General features: G+C 40.2%; 13 protein-coding genes. 9 read left to right on the top strand and 4 right to left on the bottom strand.

Going from position 1 to position 16,968, the window contains the following annotated elements; genetic code table 11:
* Positions 1-7 precede the first annotated feature (7 nt).
* Together EXA13_RS03515 and EXA13_RS03510 are read left to right on the top strand one after the other, a co-directional pair.
* Positions 8-526: a nicotinate-nicotinamide nucleotide adenylyltransferase gene (locus tag EXA13_RS03515; RefSeq protein ID WP_238131917.1), complete on the top strand. Its 519-nt coding sequence runs from the start codon at positions 8-10 to the stop codon at positions 524-526.
* A gap of 93 nt (positions 527-619) precedes the next feature.
* Complete coding sequence (locus EXA13_RS03510) at positions 620-964, top strand: HopJ type III effector protein (RefSeq protein WP_238131916.1); 345 nt, start codon at positions 620-622, stop codon at positions 962-964.
* 89 nt (positions 965-1,053) lie between these two features.
* On the opposite strand, the gene emrD is transcribed toward EXA13_RS03510, so the two are convergent.
* On the bottom strand, positions 1,054-2,259 hold the full coding sequence (gene emrD / locus EXA13_RS03505) for a multidrug efflux MFS transporter EmrD (RefSeq protein ID WP_238131915.1): 1,206 nt from the start codon (positions 2,257-2,259) through the stop codon (positions 1,054-1,056).
* Positions 2,260-2,583: 324 nt separating this feature from the next.
* Here emrD and EXA13_RS03500 point away from each other — a divergent pair, with 324 nt between their 5' ends.
* The 6 genes from EXA13_RS03500 to EXA13_RS03475 all read left to right on the top strand — a co-directional run bounded on the left by EXA13_RS03500 (position 2,584) and on the right by EXA13_RS03475 (position 8,424).
* Positions 2,584-2,859 carry a hypothetical protein gene (locus tag EXA13_RS03500; protein ID WP_238131914.1) on the top strand — a complete coding sequence of 92 codons (276 nt, stop codon included), beginning with the start codon at positions 2,584-2,586 and terminating at the stop codon, positions 2,857-2,859.
* Between the two features lie 201 nt (positions 2,860-3,060).
* Positions 3,061-3,975 carry a siderophore ABC transporter substrate-binding protein gene (locus tag EXA13_RS03495; protein ID WP_238131913.1) on the top strand — a complete coding sequence of 305 codons (915 nt, stop codon included), beginning with the start codon at positions 3,061-3,063 and terminating at the stop codon, positions 3,973-3,975.
* 238 nt (positions 3,976-4,213) lie between these two features.
* Entirely contained in the window at positions 4,214-5,152 is a 939-nt protein-coding gene (gene vctD, locus EXA13_RS03490; RefSeq protein WP_238131912.1) for an iron chelate uptake ABC transporter permease subunit VctD, read from the top strand.
* Positions 5,142-6,092 (top strand): iron chelate uptake ABC transporter permease subunit VctG, encoded by a 951-nt coding sequence (gene vctG / locus EXA13_RS03485; protein WP_238131911.1) that lies wholly within the window; start codon positions 5,142-5,144, stop codon positions 6,090-6,092. The genes vctD and vctG overlap by 11 nt, the downstream gene beginning before the upstream one ends.
* 7 nt (positions 6,093-6,099) lie before the next feature.
* Positions 6,100-6,861, top strand: a complete 762-nt coding sequence (gene vctC, locus EXA13_RS03480; RefSeq protein ID WP_238131910.1) for an iron chelate ABC transporter ATP-binding protein VctC — start codon at positions 6,100-6,102, stop codon at positions 6,859-6,861.
* Positions 6,862-7,233: 372 nt separating this feature from the next.
* Positions 7,234-8,424: an acetate/propionate family kinase gene (locus EXA13_RS03475; protein WP_238131909.1), complete on the top strand. Its 1,191-nt coding sequence runs from the start codon at positions 7,234-7,236 to the stop codon at positions 8,422-8,424.
* A gap of 102 nt (positions 8,425-8,526) precedes the next feature.
* Here EXA13_RS03475 and EXA13_RS03470 read toward each other — a convergent pair whose 3' ends face one another.
* The 3 genes from EXA13_RS03470 to EXA13_RS03460 all read right to left on the bottom strand — a co-directional run bounded on the left by EXA13_RS03470 (position 8,527) and on the right by EXA13_RS03460 (position 13,292).
* Positions 8,527-10,107, bottom strand: a complete 1,581-nt coding sequence (locus EXA13_RS03470; protein WP_238131908.1) for a GGDEF domain-containing protein — start codon at positions 10,105-10,107, stop codon at positions 8,527-8,529.
* Between the two features lie 2 nt (positions 10,108-10,109).
* Entirely contained in the window at positions 10,110-11,573 is a 1,464-nt protein-coding gene (locus EXA13_RS03465; protein WP_238131907.1) for a tetratricopeptide repeat protein, read from the bottom strand.
* 84 nt (positions 11,574-11,657) lie between these two features.
* Positions 11,658-13,292, bottom strand: coding sequence for a methyl-accepting chemotaxis protein (locus tag EXA13_RS03460; protein WP_238131906.1), 1,635 nt, complete (start codon positions 13,290-13,292; stop codon positions 11,658-11,660).
* A 406-nt stretch (positions 13,293-13,698) separates the two neighbouring features.
* Between EXA13_RS03460 and EXA13_RS03455 the strand changes: the two genes are divergently transcribed.
* Complete coding sequence (locus EXA13_RS03455; protein ID WP_238131905.1) at positions 13,699-16,704, top strand: ATP-binding protein; 3,006 nt, start codon at positions 13,699-13,701, stop codon at positions 16,702-16,704.
* The last annotated feature ends 264 nt before the right edge of the window (positions 16,705-16,968 follow it).

The raw sequence follows: 16,968 nt of genomic DNA, 5'->3' as shown, positions 1-16,968 counted from the left end.
GAAATCGATGGAAAAAATTGCCGTATTTGGTAGCGCTTTTAACCCTCCAACGCTTGGCCATAAAAGTGTGATTGAGTCACTGACGCATTTTGATCGCATTTTGCTGGTGCCCAGTATCGCTCATGCTTGGGGCAAAGAGATGTTGGACTATGCATTACGCTGCCGTTTGATTGATGCTTTTATTGCAGATTTAAGTTTACCTCAAGTGCAATTAGCGGATGTTGAAAAAGGCCTATTACAGCCGGGGCAAAGTGTGACGACCTATGCTTTACTGACCTTCTTGCAAGAACAATGGCCAGAGGCTGAACTGACTTTTGTGATTGGGCCGGATAACCTTTTTCAATTTGGTCAATTTTACCGTGCGCAAGACATCCTTCAACGTTGGTCGGTTATGGCTTGCCCAGAAAAAGTGAAAGTTAGGAGTACGGAAGTTCGACGGTCTTTACAAGAAAAAAAAGAGATCAGTACACTAACAACATCATCTGTAGAAACGTTACTGAAGCAACTTAACTGTTATTGTCAGTAAGCGTTGAGTGCTAGAAACAATGAATAGACAGCGTTCCCACGCTATCCAATTTTTCTTACACTGATTACTTACGATTTTATAGGATAGAGAAAGATGGAACTGAACGAGTTACTCACCCACATTCAACAGCGCCCGCAAAGCATCACTTTTTCAGACGTGATAGCGACGATTGATGAGCATTACCTATTTACACCTACGGCTTTTACCAATGGTGATATTCATAATGCGGTTAATCAGAATAATGGTTCGTGCAAGATATTTGCTTTTGCTTTACTGCATCAGCTTTCGCTAGAGAGCACGTTGGCATGTTTTGGTGATTTTTATCGACAAGATGTGCTGGAATATCCCCACAATAATGACCACCAAAATATCCGAAATTTCATGCGCTATGGCTGGCAAGGTATTCATTTTAGTGCTCAAGCATTACAGCTACGTTAACGTTATATTCCTGACTTTGTTGATGAGGTTCTGGGTATCTCATACGTAGATCCCAGAACTGTACACCTTGATTTTTTAACTGATGAAGGTCATATCGCCAAAGGCATATGTTGGGAAGGATCTTGATGTTTATAGACGCGTCTTAGCCCGAACAAAGCAAGTATGGACATCACTAACATAATGATGCCTAGAGGCAATTGGTTTGTAGCGGGGAAAAGTGAAGCGACTAACGTTGCAATGCCTGCGCCTAGGTTTTGCATGCCACCAAGAATCGCCCCCCCAGTCCCTGCATGATATGGTAGCGGTTCCAGTGCTCCCGTTGTGGCTGCAGGAAACAAAATACCAGCCCCTAAGAAATAGATGGTTGCACCGCCAATTAAGGTCAAAGCGGTGGTTTGATCAAATAGTCCAGGGATGAGAACAATCATTGAGCCACAGATGATAGCCATCAAGCCAACGTGCAATGCCTGTTTTTCTCCACTTCGCTGCGCAATCACATTAGACAACCAAGCCCCTGTAAGGTAGCCGGGAATTGGGGTGACAAAAAGTAAGCTAACAGTTGTGGCTGGCAAGGTTAATACTCCTCCCAAAAGAACACCTGCGGCACCTTCGAAAACGGCAACCCCAGCAAAGGTGGCGACTAAGCAGAGTAAGTACCCTTGAAAGCGGTGATCTGAGAGCACAAAGTGGTAGCTTTTCAGTACGGGTTCTTTTTTACGTATTTCTTTTGGTAAGGTTTCCATCATATAGGTCATCATGATAATAATGACAGCGATAGCAAATAAAGACAGAAATAGATAGCTGGATCGCCAACCAAATGTTTCAGTTAAATAGCCACCGAGTACGGGAGCGATTAAAGGTGAGAAGATCAAACACATGCTGATCAAACTGTTTGCTTGATGTAGCTTTGCGCCACTGAAACAATCTCGTGTCAGTGTTCGACTCATTGCGCCACCACAGCCAATTCCTAACCCTTGAATAAAACTTCCCGCTAAAAAAATCGTATATTGATGGGCAAAAAGTGCCACTAAAGTGCCAATAATATAAATGGCTAATCCTGCAAGGATGATAGGTTTACGACCAAGACGATCGGATAACGTGCCATAGATAAACTGTGAAAAGCCATAAGGAATCAAGTAACAAGCCATAACAGCTTGTAAAGCGGCGGGTGTGACTAAAAATTCACTTGCCATGTAACCCACAGAAGGTACATACATGGTTTGGGTCATTTGACCGACGGCTGTCAATATAGCGATAAGGAAGGTCAGTTTAGCTAATGGAAATGTTGCAGACATCTTTTTCTCCACCCAACAACATTAAAATAAAAAGGAAAAATTTTACTAATGAGAAATGAAAGCATGGCTACACTCTCAGCGCGAGATGGTAGTGTGTCATTAGTGCTTAATCAATCCTAATTTACTCTATTTAGCACGATATAATTCTATAATTTAGATTAGAAAAACTAATCAAATCTGCGGGGAGAGGGTGGGTTTTTTACTTGATAAAATAAGAGATCCTTATCATAGGAAAAGTAAGGTTTTTTATCGTTAACCTATTGTCTTTCCTCGAGTCGATGTTATTCTTTATGTAAATGATAATTAATATCATAAAGGTGGTTCATGGTCGCCCTCATCTTTACGCTTCTTTTGCTATTGGGGTTGGGATACAAACTGACGATTCCTGTTGATCGACTGCTGGCGCTTGCGTTGTTGCTGGTGGGACTTTCATTACTACAACTGATCCATGTTGTTCTCGTTCTGATTTGCCTATTTACTGCGGCTCCAATCCTCAGCTATTGGAAAAATTGTCAGTGGACAAAAATGGTTTTTCTTCTCTGTGTGTGCATGCCTTGCCTATTGAGCCTATTGTTGATTCTCTTTCCTATCCATCAGTAAGCCTTTTTAGAAATAAAATCTAGCACGGCAGAATATAATTTAGGTGTGAGTGGTTGGCGAAAAATAACCTAATGGTGTGATAAGCCTACGAAATCGTTGCGACGCTATTGCGACCTAAAACAGAACTAGTTATAGTGCCACTCACTTAATGCGAATGCTTATCAAAATACATCGCAATATTTATTGCTAATAAGGAAGGGTATGAAATCAGTAATGAGTTGGGCCGCATTTGGGCTGTTTACTTCACTCTCGGTACAGGCTGCCAATGTAACGATTGAGCACCAAATGGGTAAAACAACGGTAGAGCAGAATCCTCAACGCGTGGTGGTCATTGGTATTGGTCCATTGGATGCGGTTCACTATTTTGGGATTAATCCGGTTGCTGTCTCTAAAGTGGCAGAACTTCCAGAGTATTTAGCGCAGTACAAAGGGGCTGACTACGCACCCGCAGGCTCACTCTTTGAACCTGATTTTGAGCGAATTTATACGCAAAAACCCGATGTCATTATCACAGGACCTCGTGCGGCACGTACGGCTTATGATGAGCTAAGCAAAATTGCACCTACAGTCGTGTTTGCCATTGATGATAAAAAACCGTATTGGGAGAGTACTCAGGCACAATGGCGTAATCTAGGTAAGCTTTTTGCCATTGAAGACAAAGTAGAAGCGAAGATTGCAGAATTAGATAAAACCTTTACGCAAGTGCATAACTACAACCAAAAGCACCAAGCTAAAGCCATGACAGTGATGAGCTCAGGGGGCAACATTACGACCTTTGGGGCCAATTCGCGTTTTGCGGCAGTCTATAAAGATTTTGGCTTTAGTGAAGCCGCGACAGTGAAGCAAACGGCCAATCACGGAAACTTGATCTCATACGAATATATTCGACAAAATAACCCGCAAACGTTGTTTATCATTGATCGCGATAGGTTAGTCAATAAAGGGGAAAGCCGTACTCGTGAAGAGTTTGAAAATGATTTGATTAAAGCGACACAGGCTTATCAACAACATCGAATGGTGTTTCTTGACCTCAATGCTTGGTATTTAGCGATTGCTGGCGTGACCGCAACGGAGCAAATGCTGAGTGACATGCAAGTAAAACTTCACCAAGAGTAAATAACCTATTACTTATATCTTTACGACTTGAAGTGATGATCGGTGATGGCGTTTATCTTCTCAATCTTAGTACAGCTTATGTAGATAAATGGTATGGCTAACAGTACATCCAGTCGTATGGAGAGATATCGTCAAAGGTTACTTTGTTTAACCTTTGACTTTATTTATTCGTGCGGTGTTATTTTTTACCTTCTTAAGCACGATCGTTTTTATTGAGTTTTGTCGTTTGAGGTTAACTTTGAAAAAGTTATTACTCGTATTGTGTATTTTAAGCCTGGCTTCATTGTTTGTTGGGGTGGGGCACCTGTCTTTGACCGCATTGCTACAAGGAGACAGTATTGCTTGGCAACTACTGTTGACCAGCCGTTTACCTCGATTGTTAGCCGTTTTACTGGCGGGTGGCGGGTTAAGTATAGCTGGCCTTATTATGCAGCAAATCAGCCAAAATCGGTTTGCTGCGCCTTCCACTTCCGGCACCATCGAATGTGCTATGTTGGGTTATGTGCTTAGCCTTGTTCTATTTGGACATGGTGAAAGTTTACTGCTTGTTTTTTCGACTGCCATGATCGGAACATTGATTTTTGTCCAGTTTATCCAACGTATTCAGTTTAAGAATGTTGTTTTTGTGCCATTGGTTGGGATTATCTTTGGTAATGTTGTGCAATCGGCGGCGACCTTTATTGCTTATCGTTATGATGCTTTACAAAATCTCTCCGGTTGGGCCGTGGCTAATTTTGCTAATCTATTAAATGGTGATTTTGAGCTCTTATACATTGCGATTCCTGTCGCGTTATTGAGTTATCTGTATGCGGCGCGAATCTCTGCAGTCGGTATGGGAAAAGATTTTGCGGTGAATCTGGGGCTAAATTACCAACAGGTTTTAACGTTGGGCGTGTGTTTAGTGTCGATTATGGCCGCTTCCGTGGTGATGATTGTTGGTCAATTGCCCTTTTTAGGCCTGATTGTACCGAATTTAGTCAGTTATTTTTTCGGCGATAACTTGCGTAAAAATATTCCACGTACAGCCTTGTTTGGTGCTTCACTGGTTTTATTGTGTGACATGATTAGCCGAGTGATTATCTTCCCTTATGAAATCCCCATTTCCATGATCATCAGTATTCTTGGCGGTATCGCTTTTATCTTGCTGATTTTAAGAGGGCCAAAGCATGCAAGATAGAAGTAAGACACTCGTGATGCTGGTGGCGGTATTGGTATTTTCTGCACTTTTCGTTGGCCTTGGATTAACCGCCGATAATTATCAATACTTTTTATCCCGGCGTATTCCTAAAGTATTGGCGATTATCGTTGCTGGAATGGCTATTGCCCAATCGTCGTTGGCATTTCAAACCATCACCCACAACCGCATTCTAACTCCAAGTATTATGGGATTTGATTCGCTCTATTTATTGGTGCAAGTGCTGGTGGTGGCTCTGTTTGGCAGCTTAAGCCATATTATGCTCAATAGTTACTGGAACTTCTCATTATCCGTTGGGGTCATGCTGCTGTTTTCCAGTTTACTGTTTACCTTTTATTTTCATCGTCAGCGCAGCAATATCATCGTATTACTGCTACTGGGTGTCATTCTCGGTCAACTCTTCTCCAACTTTTCCTCTTTTTTCATCATGCTGATGGATCCGAATGATTTTGCAGCGGTACAAGCCAAAATGTTCGCCAGTTTTAATAACGTTAATGTCAATTTGGTTTACGTGGTTTCACCACTACTACTTGTGGTTAGCTATGGTTTATTTCGTTTACACCGAATTTTAGATGTATTGTGGCTAGACACTGATAATGCCATTAGCCTTGGTGTGGATGTAAAGCAAACGACCCGCAACGTCATGCTACTGAGTGCTATTTTGGTTTCAATTTCGACTGCTCTTGTTGGGCCGGTGATGTTTTTTGGGTTGCTCGTGACCAACCTGACACGAGAATGGTTGCACACTTATCAGCATCGAACCTTATTAGTGGCTTGCTCTGCAATGTCGGTTGCGGCTTTGCTGGCGGGGCAGTGGGTAGTGGAAAACGTCTTTTCATTTGGCACAACCTTGAGCGTTATCATCAATTTCATTGGTGGTATCTATTTCCTCTCTCTTCTTTTACGCAATAAAGTGGTATAGGCCCCTTATGATTCAATTAGACAAATTGACTAAATATTTTGGTTCTCAAGCAGTGGTTCATGAAGCAAGTGCCGACTTTGCTAAAGGGAAAGTCACTTCGATCATCGGACCAAATGGGGCTGGGAAAAGTACCCTGTTATCCATGGCTAGTCGCTTGATCTCCCGCGATCAAGGTAAGGTATGGATTGATAGCCGAGAGTTGGTGGATTGGGATACTAAAGCATTAGCGAAGCGGCTGTCTGTCTTGCGTCAAGCGAATAACTTAACCATGCGTTTTACGGTTCGGGAGCTAGTCGCATTCGGACGCTTTCCTCATTCCCAAGGTAAGTTAACCGCTGAAGATCAAGCGGTTATTGATCAAGCGATTGATTATCTGGAGATGAAAAGCTTAGAACATCACTACCTGGATGAATTAAGTGGTGGGCAGCGACAACTGGCTTTTATTGCCATGGTCATGGCGCAAGATACGGATTACATCTTCTTAGATGAGCCGCTCAACAATTTAGATATCAAACATTCGTTGCAGATCATGACTACGATTCAACGCTTAGCCCACGAACTCAACAAGGCTGTTGTTGTCGTGATCCACGATATTAATTTTGCCTCGTGTTATTCAGACACCATCATTGCATTAAAAAAAGGGCAGGTTGTTGCGCAGGGCTCGGTTGATGAGGTCATTCAAGAAGGCGTCCTTAGCGAGATTTATGAAACGCCATTTCGAGTACTTGAGCTAGAAGGGAAGCGGATGTGTTTATACCACACCGCTTAGACTCTCCTGCGATGATTTCATTTAGCCTGCGGTAAGTGCCAACGGCTTTTTTACAATGTTTGTCTCGGCCTCAATGTATAAACACATTTCAGGACGAGACAGTTGGCTGAGCTTAAAAACCCTCGGATTAGGTATGGTCTCTATTTTTTGCTATGTTACTCTCATCAGCCAATCAAAGGTGGAGGGGGAAGGGTTAACAATATATTTCTCTGCTCAAAAGAAATCATTCCTTGTTAAAGATCAACAAAAAAACCTTTCCATCAATAAATAGCAAAACAAAAGTTGAAAGATTCAAAAATTATTGAATAATGGTCAACATGAAATGGAGAAGCATAAGCTTCGAACTCTTAGTCGGAAACAGGATACTGCCCCATGTCGAACTCGTATGTGTTGGTTATCAACTCAGGAAGCTCCTCGCTTAAATTTGCCGTGATTGACTCAGCCACTGGCGAAGCATTGGTCACTGGTCTTGGTGAATGTTTTGGTCTCCCAGAAGCCGCCATAAGCTGGAAGTATCAAGGAGAAAAAACAGAGGAAGCCATTAACACCTCAGAGGATCATCATCAATACGCAGTGAACCGTGTGGTGAAACTGTTAGAAACCTTAGGTTTAAGTTCTCAATTCGTGGCGGTTGGCCACCGTATTGTCGCGGGGGGAGAAACGTTTAAAGGGACAGTCAGAGTCACGGATGAAGTCATTAAAGATGTAGAGCGTTTAGCTGAACTCGCACCACTGCATAATAAAGCGAATGCGGTAGGGATGCGCGCAGCAATGGAAGCCTTCCCAGAATTACCTCAGTTTGCTGTTTTTGATACCGCCTTCCATCAGACAATGCCAGCTAAAGCATTTACTTTTGCTTTACCTTACGAATTGTATGAAAAACATAAAGTGCGCCGTTATGGGGCTCATGGAACTAGCCATTATTATGTCAGCCGTCAAGCGGCAAAAATGATCAACAAACCTATTGAACAAAGTAACTTTATTACCGTGCATTTAGGTAATGGCGCTTCTGTTACAGCGGTGAAACATGGTGAATGTGTTGATACCAGTATGGGGCTAACACCGCTCGCCGGTTTAATGATGGGAACACGCTGTGGTGATCTTGACCCAAGCGTCATTGAATTCCTATTCCGCAAAGGGTGGAAGCAAGAAGAGCTGTTTGACATGCTGAATAAAAAATCAGGCTTCTTAGGTGTTTCAGGGGTGACTAGCGATGCTCGTGGGGTATTAGAAGCGATGGAAAACGGCAACCCTCGGGCCAAATTAGCTTTTGATATTTTCACTTACCGCGTTGCGAAATACATTGGCTCTTATATGGTGGCTATTGGTGAAGAAGTGGATGCCATTGTTTTTACTGGTGGCATAGGTGAAAACTCATTACCGATTCGCAGCGAAATTCTCAGTTACCTCTCTGTTTTTGGATATAAAGAAGATCAGCAAGGCAATGCTGATGCTCGTTTTGGCCAATCAGGTACTATCACTCGTTCAGACTCAAAACTTGCCTTAGTTATTCCAACCAACGAGGAATTCGTGATTGCTCAGCAGTCAGTAGAAATGTTGTAACTACCAAAGTCAGTATATAAAAAGAAAAGCGAATCCAACGGATTCGCTTTTTTATGGATAAGAAGAAATGTCGGTGTATTTTTCACCGACTGATCGACGAAGTTAGATACTCTCAGAACAGACTTGGTTACGGCCGTTAGCTTTCGCTCGATATAAGGCTTTATCGGCACGGTGGAAAGTACGTTGGGTCGTTTCTCCTCGTCGATGCAAGGTAATACCGATACTGACGGTTAAGTTTCTATCTCCGAGGATATCCATCCATGGGAAATTGGCAATTCGTTTTCTAAACGATTCTGCATGAACTTTCAGTTGCATTAATGAAACATCTTCCATAATGACGAGGAATTCTTCGCCACCATAACGTACGCAAGAAGCGCCATAGGGAATAAAATAAGAAGAAATTTCATTAGATACATTTGAGATGGCTTTATCTCCCACTAAATGGCTAAGTTCATCGTTGATCGATTTAAAGTGATCAATATCTACGATTAAGAAAGCAAAAGAACGATCTTGCTCAATTAATTGTTCAAGTTTTCCATCTAACCAGCGACGGTTTTGCAACTGAGTGAGAGGATCGATATAAACATCTTTCTGTAATTGAGTGAGCATCTGTTTTTGTCGTACAGAAGACTCTTGCAGTTCTTTGTAGCGTTTCTCAGAGATAGAGAGCGTGAGTTTAGACTCTATCTGTGAAAGCTTTTTCATCACCTCAACACTTAAATAGTAAATGGGGGCTGTTTTAATCAGATTAATTTCTATTTCTAATGCTTTTTCTTGATAATATAATGCCTGCTCATAATTATCATTAAGTTCATGAACATGACTAAAGGTTTCATAGAACTCTTTTAACAGTGCTGGTGAGCTAATTTGTTTGACGCGTTTCTTAAGGTTTTTTAAATAAAATTTTGCCAATACAGTTTGGCCTAATTCGACTAAATAGTTCACTCGGTCTAAATGTAAGTGATGAGAAACGGTACTATTATTTTTTCTTTTTGTTTCCGTGTTTAATAAACCAAAAACTTTTAAGGCACCTTGAAAGTTTTTCTTTGCTCTATAGAGTCGAGATTTATAGAACAATAACTGACAATTAAGTTCACTATTATGATTGAGCGTGCATAAAGCTTCACACTCGGCTAACAGATGTTCAGCAGTAGTATATTGTTTTAATGCAATGTTACAGCAGAGCAGCCTTAATTTATAAATAGTTAGAATTGATCTTGAGGTGAGAAGGTGCTCTATTTTACTGATTCTTTTATGGATAAGAATAGCCAGCTGATAATCACCATAGGCTTCACATAATCTACCGAGCGTAATCACAGATAATACGTAATGAGTAATATAGCCATATTCACCCGACAGTTCAGCGTAGAGTGAACATTCCTCAAGCGCTTTCTCATATTGTCCATTTTCTATCAAACGATGAATCAAATGAAACTTTGTCATTAAAATAGTATCAATATCATCAGATAGCAGAGATAAAGCATCATAAAGCCCAGAAATACTTTCTTCTAATTTATTTATTTTTAAAAGAAACTCTGACTTACCAATTAAAGCTTTGGCTTTTTCTTCTGGGCTAGTCGCAATATGTTCAATCACGTGATTCCAAAAATCGAGTCTATGTTCTTCATCGATGTTTAGGATATCAAGTCCAGCCTGACTAATTTTGTTGAGCAATGCATCCATTTTTAATATTCTTCTAATTCTTCAAAGTTTAATGAACCATCTAATTGTTCAATGGTAAATGGAAAACTAAGTACATCCTGATAGGAGACGGCCGGCTTTTCTCCAATGAGGCCTTTTCGATCCCAAGGGTATAATCGCATAATCATTTTTATTTTTTTATAAACCGTTTCTGAACCATCTAAACCGAAGATCAGTAATCCTAGTCGTTTATGACTTAAACGAGAGAGAAAGTCATCATTGACACATAATGGAGAAATTAACTTTTCACATTCATCAATGACTTTAGGGTTATCATGGTAAAACATGATAACGGAGTGTGAGTGATTATTCATTGATGCTTTAAATAACATCAATTTCTCCCACCATGTTGTTTCTGATATGAGTGAATTTAGAGTACCATTATCATTGGTATGATGATTTTTTAAGTAGTTAATGGATTTGGTTATCCTAACTGCTAACTGATTTTTTATTTTATAATTTTTATCTAAGTTGTGACTGTTTGTCTTATTTTTCACTACATTTAAAACATGAGTTTTATATTTTTTAAATGAAGATAAGGCGGCTTGATAGTCTTTAGCATCTTGATGCACTTGAGATTGATAAAGATAAATTTGTGCTAATGATTCTTTATCATCAATTTTCATCGCAACAGCTTCAGCGATATCAGATAAATAGAGCGCGCGAGGCTGATTATCACTTGCGAGTGCAATTCTAGATAAACAGCCTAAAGCATTAATCCGAAGTTTTGTTGCATTAGATGACATGGAAAGATTGTAAGCTTGAAATGCTGCATTTTTAGCATCTTTCACTCTACCTAACTTAAGCAGTGCCGTACTTTTTAGTAACCAAAGTTTAATATGCCAAGTGGGGCATTGTTTTCCATCTACTTTTTCTTCTGCAAGATCAAGAACCGTGAGCATATCAATATAATGATTAAGCTCTAAATAGCTAGTCGCTAGTAAAATATAAGCTCTGACCTCCAATTTTCTATTTTTACTTTTATTAGCGATTTTTATCGCTAATTCAAAAATTTCAATGGAGCGAGGATATTCCTCTAATGAGAAAAGAGCCTCTCCAATACCGAGTAAGCTTTCAATTTCTATTACCATATTATTGGTAAACATTGACTTGTCCAGAGCATCTAGCCAATATTTTTTTGCTGTATAATGTTGGGAGCGACTAAGAGCATTCAACGCATACAAATGAAGCAACTCAGGAAGGACATCATCATTATCCTGAGTATTATGATAGTTTTCTGCTTCTTTGACCATTTCGATAGAATGCTCGTAATCACCTTGTAACCAATTGATTCGAGCAATAATAACTAATGCAGTAATAATCCCTGAAACAAAGTTAATTTGCTTAGCTTGCAATAGAAGTTTATTCGCTTCCAATAATATGTCTGAATTATTATTGGCTTCTACTTGTGATTTTAGCAATTCGAGATTTTGTTGTATCTTGTTCAAGATCTTATACCTACAGCTATTAGCCACGAAAAGCATAAACAGCCATAAAGGCTGCTTATGCTTTCTCATAAGGAGTGTTAAAGATTATATTTTAAAAAAGGATATTTTATCTTTTTGATCATTAGCTAAATGAGATAATTCATTACTTGCTGATGTACATTGAGACAATCCAACAAAATTTTGTTGTACGATGTCAGAAATATTCATCATATTTTTGCTGATTTCACTGGTGACATTGGCTTGTTCTTCAGCACCAACAGCAACTTGTGTATTGGTGTCGTTAATCTGACTCATCACTTGGATAATCTCTTGCATAGCAAGATTCGCTTTTTCAGATAACTTATCACTATTTTCTAGCAAACTAATGCTAGTTTGCATATTTTGGTTTGCTTGTGATGATTTATTTTGTAGCTGTTCAATAATGGTTTTAATATCACGAGTGGAATTTTGGGTATTTACAGCGAGCACACGAACTTCATCGGCGACGACGGCAAATCCGCGTCCTGCTTCTCCCGCTCGAGCGGCTTCAATGGCGGCATTCAATGCCAGTAAGTTGGTTTGCTCTGAAACATTACTGATCATTTCTACGACATTATTAATTTGGGTTGATTGCTCTTGTAGCTCTTGAATAATCGAGGCCGCATCATGCAATACTCTTGTGATTTTTTCATTAGCTTGTTGATTTTCTTGGAAGATATCTAAGCTAATTTCTACTTTTTTGCCTGCATTGCGTGCCAGTTCATCTGCTGACGCGGCCGTTTCACTCATACTTTTCGCCATGCTTTCGAGCTCGGTAGCGGCAGTTGCTACTGATTCAACGGCAATGATTTCCTGTTGAGAATTACTTTCTGACTGCACCATGACTGCTGCCAGTTCTTGTGATGAAGAAGCCACGTTGTCACTGATCATATTGAGATCGCGCAAGGTGTTTTGTAAGCGCTCAATGGTTGCGTTAATGTCTTGGCTTAAAATCGCAAGCTCATTTTTGCCTGATGTTTCAATGCGAATTGAAAGGTTACCTTCAGACACTTCTTGCATCGCTTGCTGAATCATTTGTGCTGGTTTTGCAATCACACCTGCAATAAACCAAGCAAAAACGGCAGCTAGGGCTAAGGTAATTAAAATAACCGCAATACCGTGATTAAGCGTTTGGGTGCTGTCGGCATCTAAATCGATAATGGTTTGCAACGAGGCTTGGTTAATATCTTCAGAAAGCTGATTGAATACTTCAACTAAGCGATCGCCAGAGATTCGTAACTCATCAGATAAGCGGGCAAACTGCGTATGATCAAAATCGGTACTGTTAATTTTTTTTGCAGCATTTAAACTTAATGTGGCATTTTCTGCATATGCACTCATTGCATCATAGATATTTTGTAGATCGACAGCGTAGCGTTGTTCGTTAAAGGTACTATTAAGGTGTTGTGTAATAGACAGAAAACTATCATTGATTTTCTTTATAACCGTATCGTTTTCACGGCTATCGATTTGTCCGTAAGCGACATCAATGCGTAATGGATAAAATAAATCATCAATTTCTGCTAGTGTATCTTTTTGAATAACTAAAGTATTAACACTCGCAATGAGTTTTTCATCTGATTCTTCTAATGCTTGTCTTACAAAAATAAGCACGGTAAATAGAATTAGAACAGAAAATAAAACAGGCGCAATAATTTGATTGCGAACCGATATGTTGTTTAGTAATGGTCTTATATCCATTATAATTCTCTATAGTCTGATGGAATAAATTTCATCAAAGCTTACTTCTTTTCCTACGCTTCTTCATGTAGGATGTTTCTTCTTTTGTGTATTATTTGTGTTCGACAATCTTATCAAATACACACATTCCATAAAGGCAGATAATGATATGGAAATTGCCTATTATCTTGTGGGAATATTCTTAAAATCTATTTTTTGGGCAAAATATCAATAAATTATGCAAACGAATACAGGGAATAAGATTGACATCCTGACCCCATCAAATAAAATATAGGGAATAAACCCAATAATACTTCTGGACTTCTGGACTTCTGGACTTCTGGACTTCTGGACTTCTGGACTTCTGGACTTCTGGACTTCTGGACTTCTGGACTTCTGGACTACCGTTAGTAGTGGTTCGCATATAGTGAAAATTAGAATTAAAGTAATTTTATCCTTCATCCTGTTTCTAAGCTTTGCCGCGTATGGCGATACCGCCGACAACGCAGCCGGGAGCGACCAAATTATCCTGCGTTACTCAGCATGGGAAAATAGCTTTCCGATGTTTTTTCGCTCTAAAAATAAAGAGTTAGATGGATATTTGGTTGATATTGTTGAGCTTTTAGAAACGCGAACCATAATATCATTTCAGTATGTTGAAAGTACAGAGAGTCCACTGAAAATGTTACAAGAGGGAGCCATTGATATGCTGCCTCTGATTATTCGAGGTGTGAATACCCCAGATTGGATGTATGTCTCTGAGCCGTATTTGACCATCAAATATATCAATGTTGCTTTTAAAGGTGCCCCCATTAATCGGTCTGGAATTCGTGGCGTTCTTTTCTCTGAAAATGATTCTTATGGCTTTGTGCGGGAATCGATTTTTGATTTTAACTCTAAAAGCTATACCAATTTAGATAAGTTAATTGCTGATTTAAAAAGTGGGGCTATCCAGAGCGCCTACATTCGTGAGGATATGCTTAACTATATTCTTGCGCATCCTGAAGAGGCTCGATTTAGTATCCTTTCGGGCAACGAAAAGAAAATTGAATTTTCGGTAGGTATTAAGCAGTCTCGAGATGATTTAAAGCTGTATGTTGATGAAATACTAAATAATATTTCACCTGATGATGTATTGAGGATGAAAAATAGCTACGCACCAATAAAGGTGACGTATGGCTATGATAAAACGGCGGTTTCGTATTTATTTGTCGCTGCGCTTTTTGGTATCAGTTTGCTGCTGATTATCTTTTTCCTCTGGCATCGAAATATCAAGTTGGTATTAGTATTTAAGAAGAAAGAGATCCAACGCAGTAGAGACGAGTTATTATTCTTGCAGCGTATGGTTGATGCATTACCAAACTTGGTGTGTATTCATGATAGGGATCATCGCTTGCTGCTGTCCAACTATGCCTTTAAAGAGGGGAATTTGGGTTTAGACTGCACTTATCATGGCCAGTTGTCTGAACAAGAAGTGTGTAGCCACCAAGATTTAGATGAAGTGCTGGTGCAACATCGGTCGACTCGCCGTGAAATTACGATTAGCAGAGAAGGGCAACCAGCCATTATTCTTGATTGCTATCGTACGGCGATTGCCAGTACTAAAAATGGTGAAAAATATGTTTTAACAGTAATGAATGACATTACTGAATTTAAAAACCAGCAGCAAGAGTTGTTATTAGCCAATGAAACGGCTCAGTGTGCAGTCGCTTCGAGAGAACGGTTTTTGGCTAGTGTTAGCCATGAGCTGAGAACTCCAATTGCTGGCATGGTTGGCTTGTTGGAAATGCTGAAGTTACAGGAGAAGAACGAAGATTCTCTGTTTATGATTAGTAATGTGATTACTTCAGCTCGACATTTACATTTATTAGTCAATGATATTTTAGATTTTTCAAAATTAGAGGCGCAACAATTCGAACTCGATATTCGAGAAAGTTTTGTGTTAAGAGACATTGGAGAGCTGTTACGGGTGCATTGTCGCGCGGCCCAAGAGAAAGGGGTGGCATTCCATGTACATTGGGCTCCGACCGATATTCAAGTGGTAAAGATTGACCCATTACGCGTCGCTCAGATTATGAATAATATTCTGTCGAACGCGATTAAGTTTACCAGTGTTGGACAAGTTTCAGTGGATGTTTCACTGAATGAACAAACGCTAGATTTTTGCTTTACTGATACCGGTGAAGGTATGAGTCCTGAACTATTGGATAATGTGTTTAATCCCTTTGTTCAAGCGGATTCCACCATTGCAAGGCGCTATGGGGGAACAGGGCTTGGGTTGGCTATTGTTCATGACTTACTGCAAGTGATGGGCGGGGAAATCACCATTGAAAGTACTCTTGGAGAAGGAACGACCATTCGAGTGACGATCCCTCATCAAGTTGTGCGCCGTTATTCTGCTCAGCTCGATGGCGTGACGGTATGTTACTCGGGTGAACATCGGGTTATTCAAGAGTGGTTAGCGATTTGGAATGGAAAGCAGGCTCACTGCTCATGCGCGCCTAAAAATAATTGCATCTCTATCTGGGATGAAGCATTGCCAGAGGGAATGGATACACCTAGTGATTTGCATGTTGTGCTACGAAAAGACTTACCTGCTTTTCGAACCCGTGAAGGGCAATGTATAGCGATCAGCTTAGATCCATTTTTTGCTGATTTGCTCTATGACATTTTGGTTAATGCTCATGAAGAAGTGACGGGTGAACTTGCCATGCCTTCTGGGTTAAAAGGGCGCATTCTTGTGGCTGAAGATAACCCGATCAATCAATTGGTCATGCGTCGTCAATTGGTTTCTTTTGGATTAGACGTTGATGTGGTCAATGATGGCCGTGAAGCGTATGAAAAGATCAGCATGGACCCAGAGTGTTGTGACTTGTTGATTACCGACTGTCATATGCCGCATTTAGATGGTTATGAGTTGGTGAATAAATTGCGAGAAACCATTCCAGAGTTTGCTGATAAAGCCATTATCGGCTGTACGGCAGAAGACTCTCGAATAACATCTGAGAAAGCGTCAGCGGCAGGTTTTGATGAGATTTTATATAAGCCGTATAGTCTATCTCGACTACATAGCTTGTTGGCTAAATATTTATCTTCATCTGAGGAAGCCTCAGATGAAGAATCAACTTGGTGGCATCGATATGATTCGGATGATGCAATCATGTTGGTGGAAGTCTATATTGATACTATGAGTGAGGATCTTCAGTTATTACGTCTTGCTCAGAATGATCAGAAGAAAGTACACCAAATTGCTCACCGGATTAAAGGTGGAGCGAGTTCGGTGGGGGAAGAGACTGTGTATCGTTATGCACAAGAACTAGAGGCGCTAACGACAACGGAAGGTATTGACTATACTGAACCTTTTGAATGGCTCGTGAATAGTTTAGAGAAGAGCATTACAGCGGCAAAGGATTGGTTTGCCGAGCAACAGTAGTCGCGTAATGACTTTATGATAGGAATGCTCTGTTAGCATTCTGTCACTTTATCACTCGTGCTCTTTTAGGTAAGAAAAACTTATGTTATTAAGCATGGTGATAAATTACCCACTGTTTTTATGAACCTTTAAGGCCAATTTGGGGTGAAAAATGGCCTTAAAGGTGACGTCGTGAATGTAACGACAAAAAGAGGAAGATGCGTTTAGTCATTGGAAGGAACCGAAGATTGATAAACAGGGAGGTCTATGCATTTTCTAAGTAGT

Source organism: Vibrio cincinnatiensis, from assembly GCF_022113815.1.
In the GTDB taxonomy this organism is placed as follows: Bacteria; Pseudomonadota; Gammaproteobacteria; order Enterobacterales; family Vibrionaceae; genus Vibrio; species Vibrio cincinnatiensis_A.
This window is presented reverse-complemented; position numbering and strand designations above follow the sequence as displayed.

Bases quoted from the DNA above. Each gene is read 5' to 3' on its own strand.
- EXA13_RS03475 (WP_238131909.1), top strand. From the start codon at position 7,234: ATGTCGAACTCGTATGTGTTGGTTATCAACTCAGGAAGCTCCTCGCTT.
- EXA13_RS03470 (WP_238131908.1), bottom strand. From the start codon at position 10,107: ATGGATGCATTGCTCAACAAAATTAGTCAGGCTGGACTTGATATCCTA.
- vctG (WP_238131911.1), top strand. From the start codon at position 5,142: ATGCAAGATAGAAGTAAGACACTCGTGATGCTGGTGGCGGTATTGGTA.
- EXA13_RS03510 (WP_238131916.1), top strand. From the start codon at position 620: ATGGAACTGAACGAGTTACTCACCCACATTCAACAGCGCCCGCAAAGC.
- emrD (WP_238131915.1), bottom strand. From the start codon at position 2,259: ATGTCTGCAACATTTCCATTAGCTAAACTGACCTTCCTTATCGCTATA.
- EXA13_RS03495 (WP_238131913.1), top strand. From the start codon at position 3,061: ATGAAATCAGTAATGAGTTGGGCCGCATTTGGGCTGTTTACTTCACTC.
- EXA13_RS03515 (WP_238131917.1), top strand. From the start codon at position 8: ATGGAAAAAATTGCCGTATTTGGTAGCGCTTTTAACCCTCCAACGCTT.
- EXA13_RS03500 (WP_238131914.1), top strand. From the start codon at position 2,584: ATGGTCGCCCTCATCTTTACGCTTCTTTTGCTATTGGGGTTGGGATAC.
- EXA13_RS03460 (WP_238131906.1), bottom strand. From the start codon at position 13,292: ATGGATATAAGACCATTACTAAACAACATATCGGTTCGCAATCAAATT.
- vctC (WP_238131910.1), top strand. From the start codon at position 6,100: ATGATTCAATTAGACAAATTGACTAAATATTTTGGTTCTCAAGCAGTG.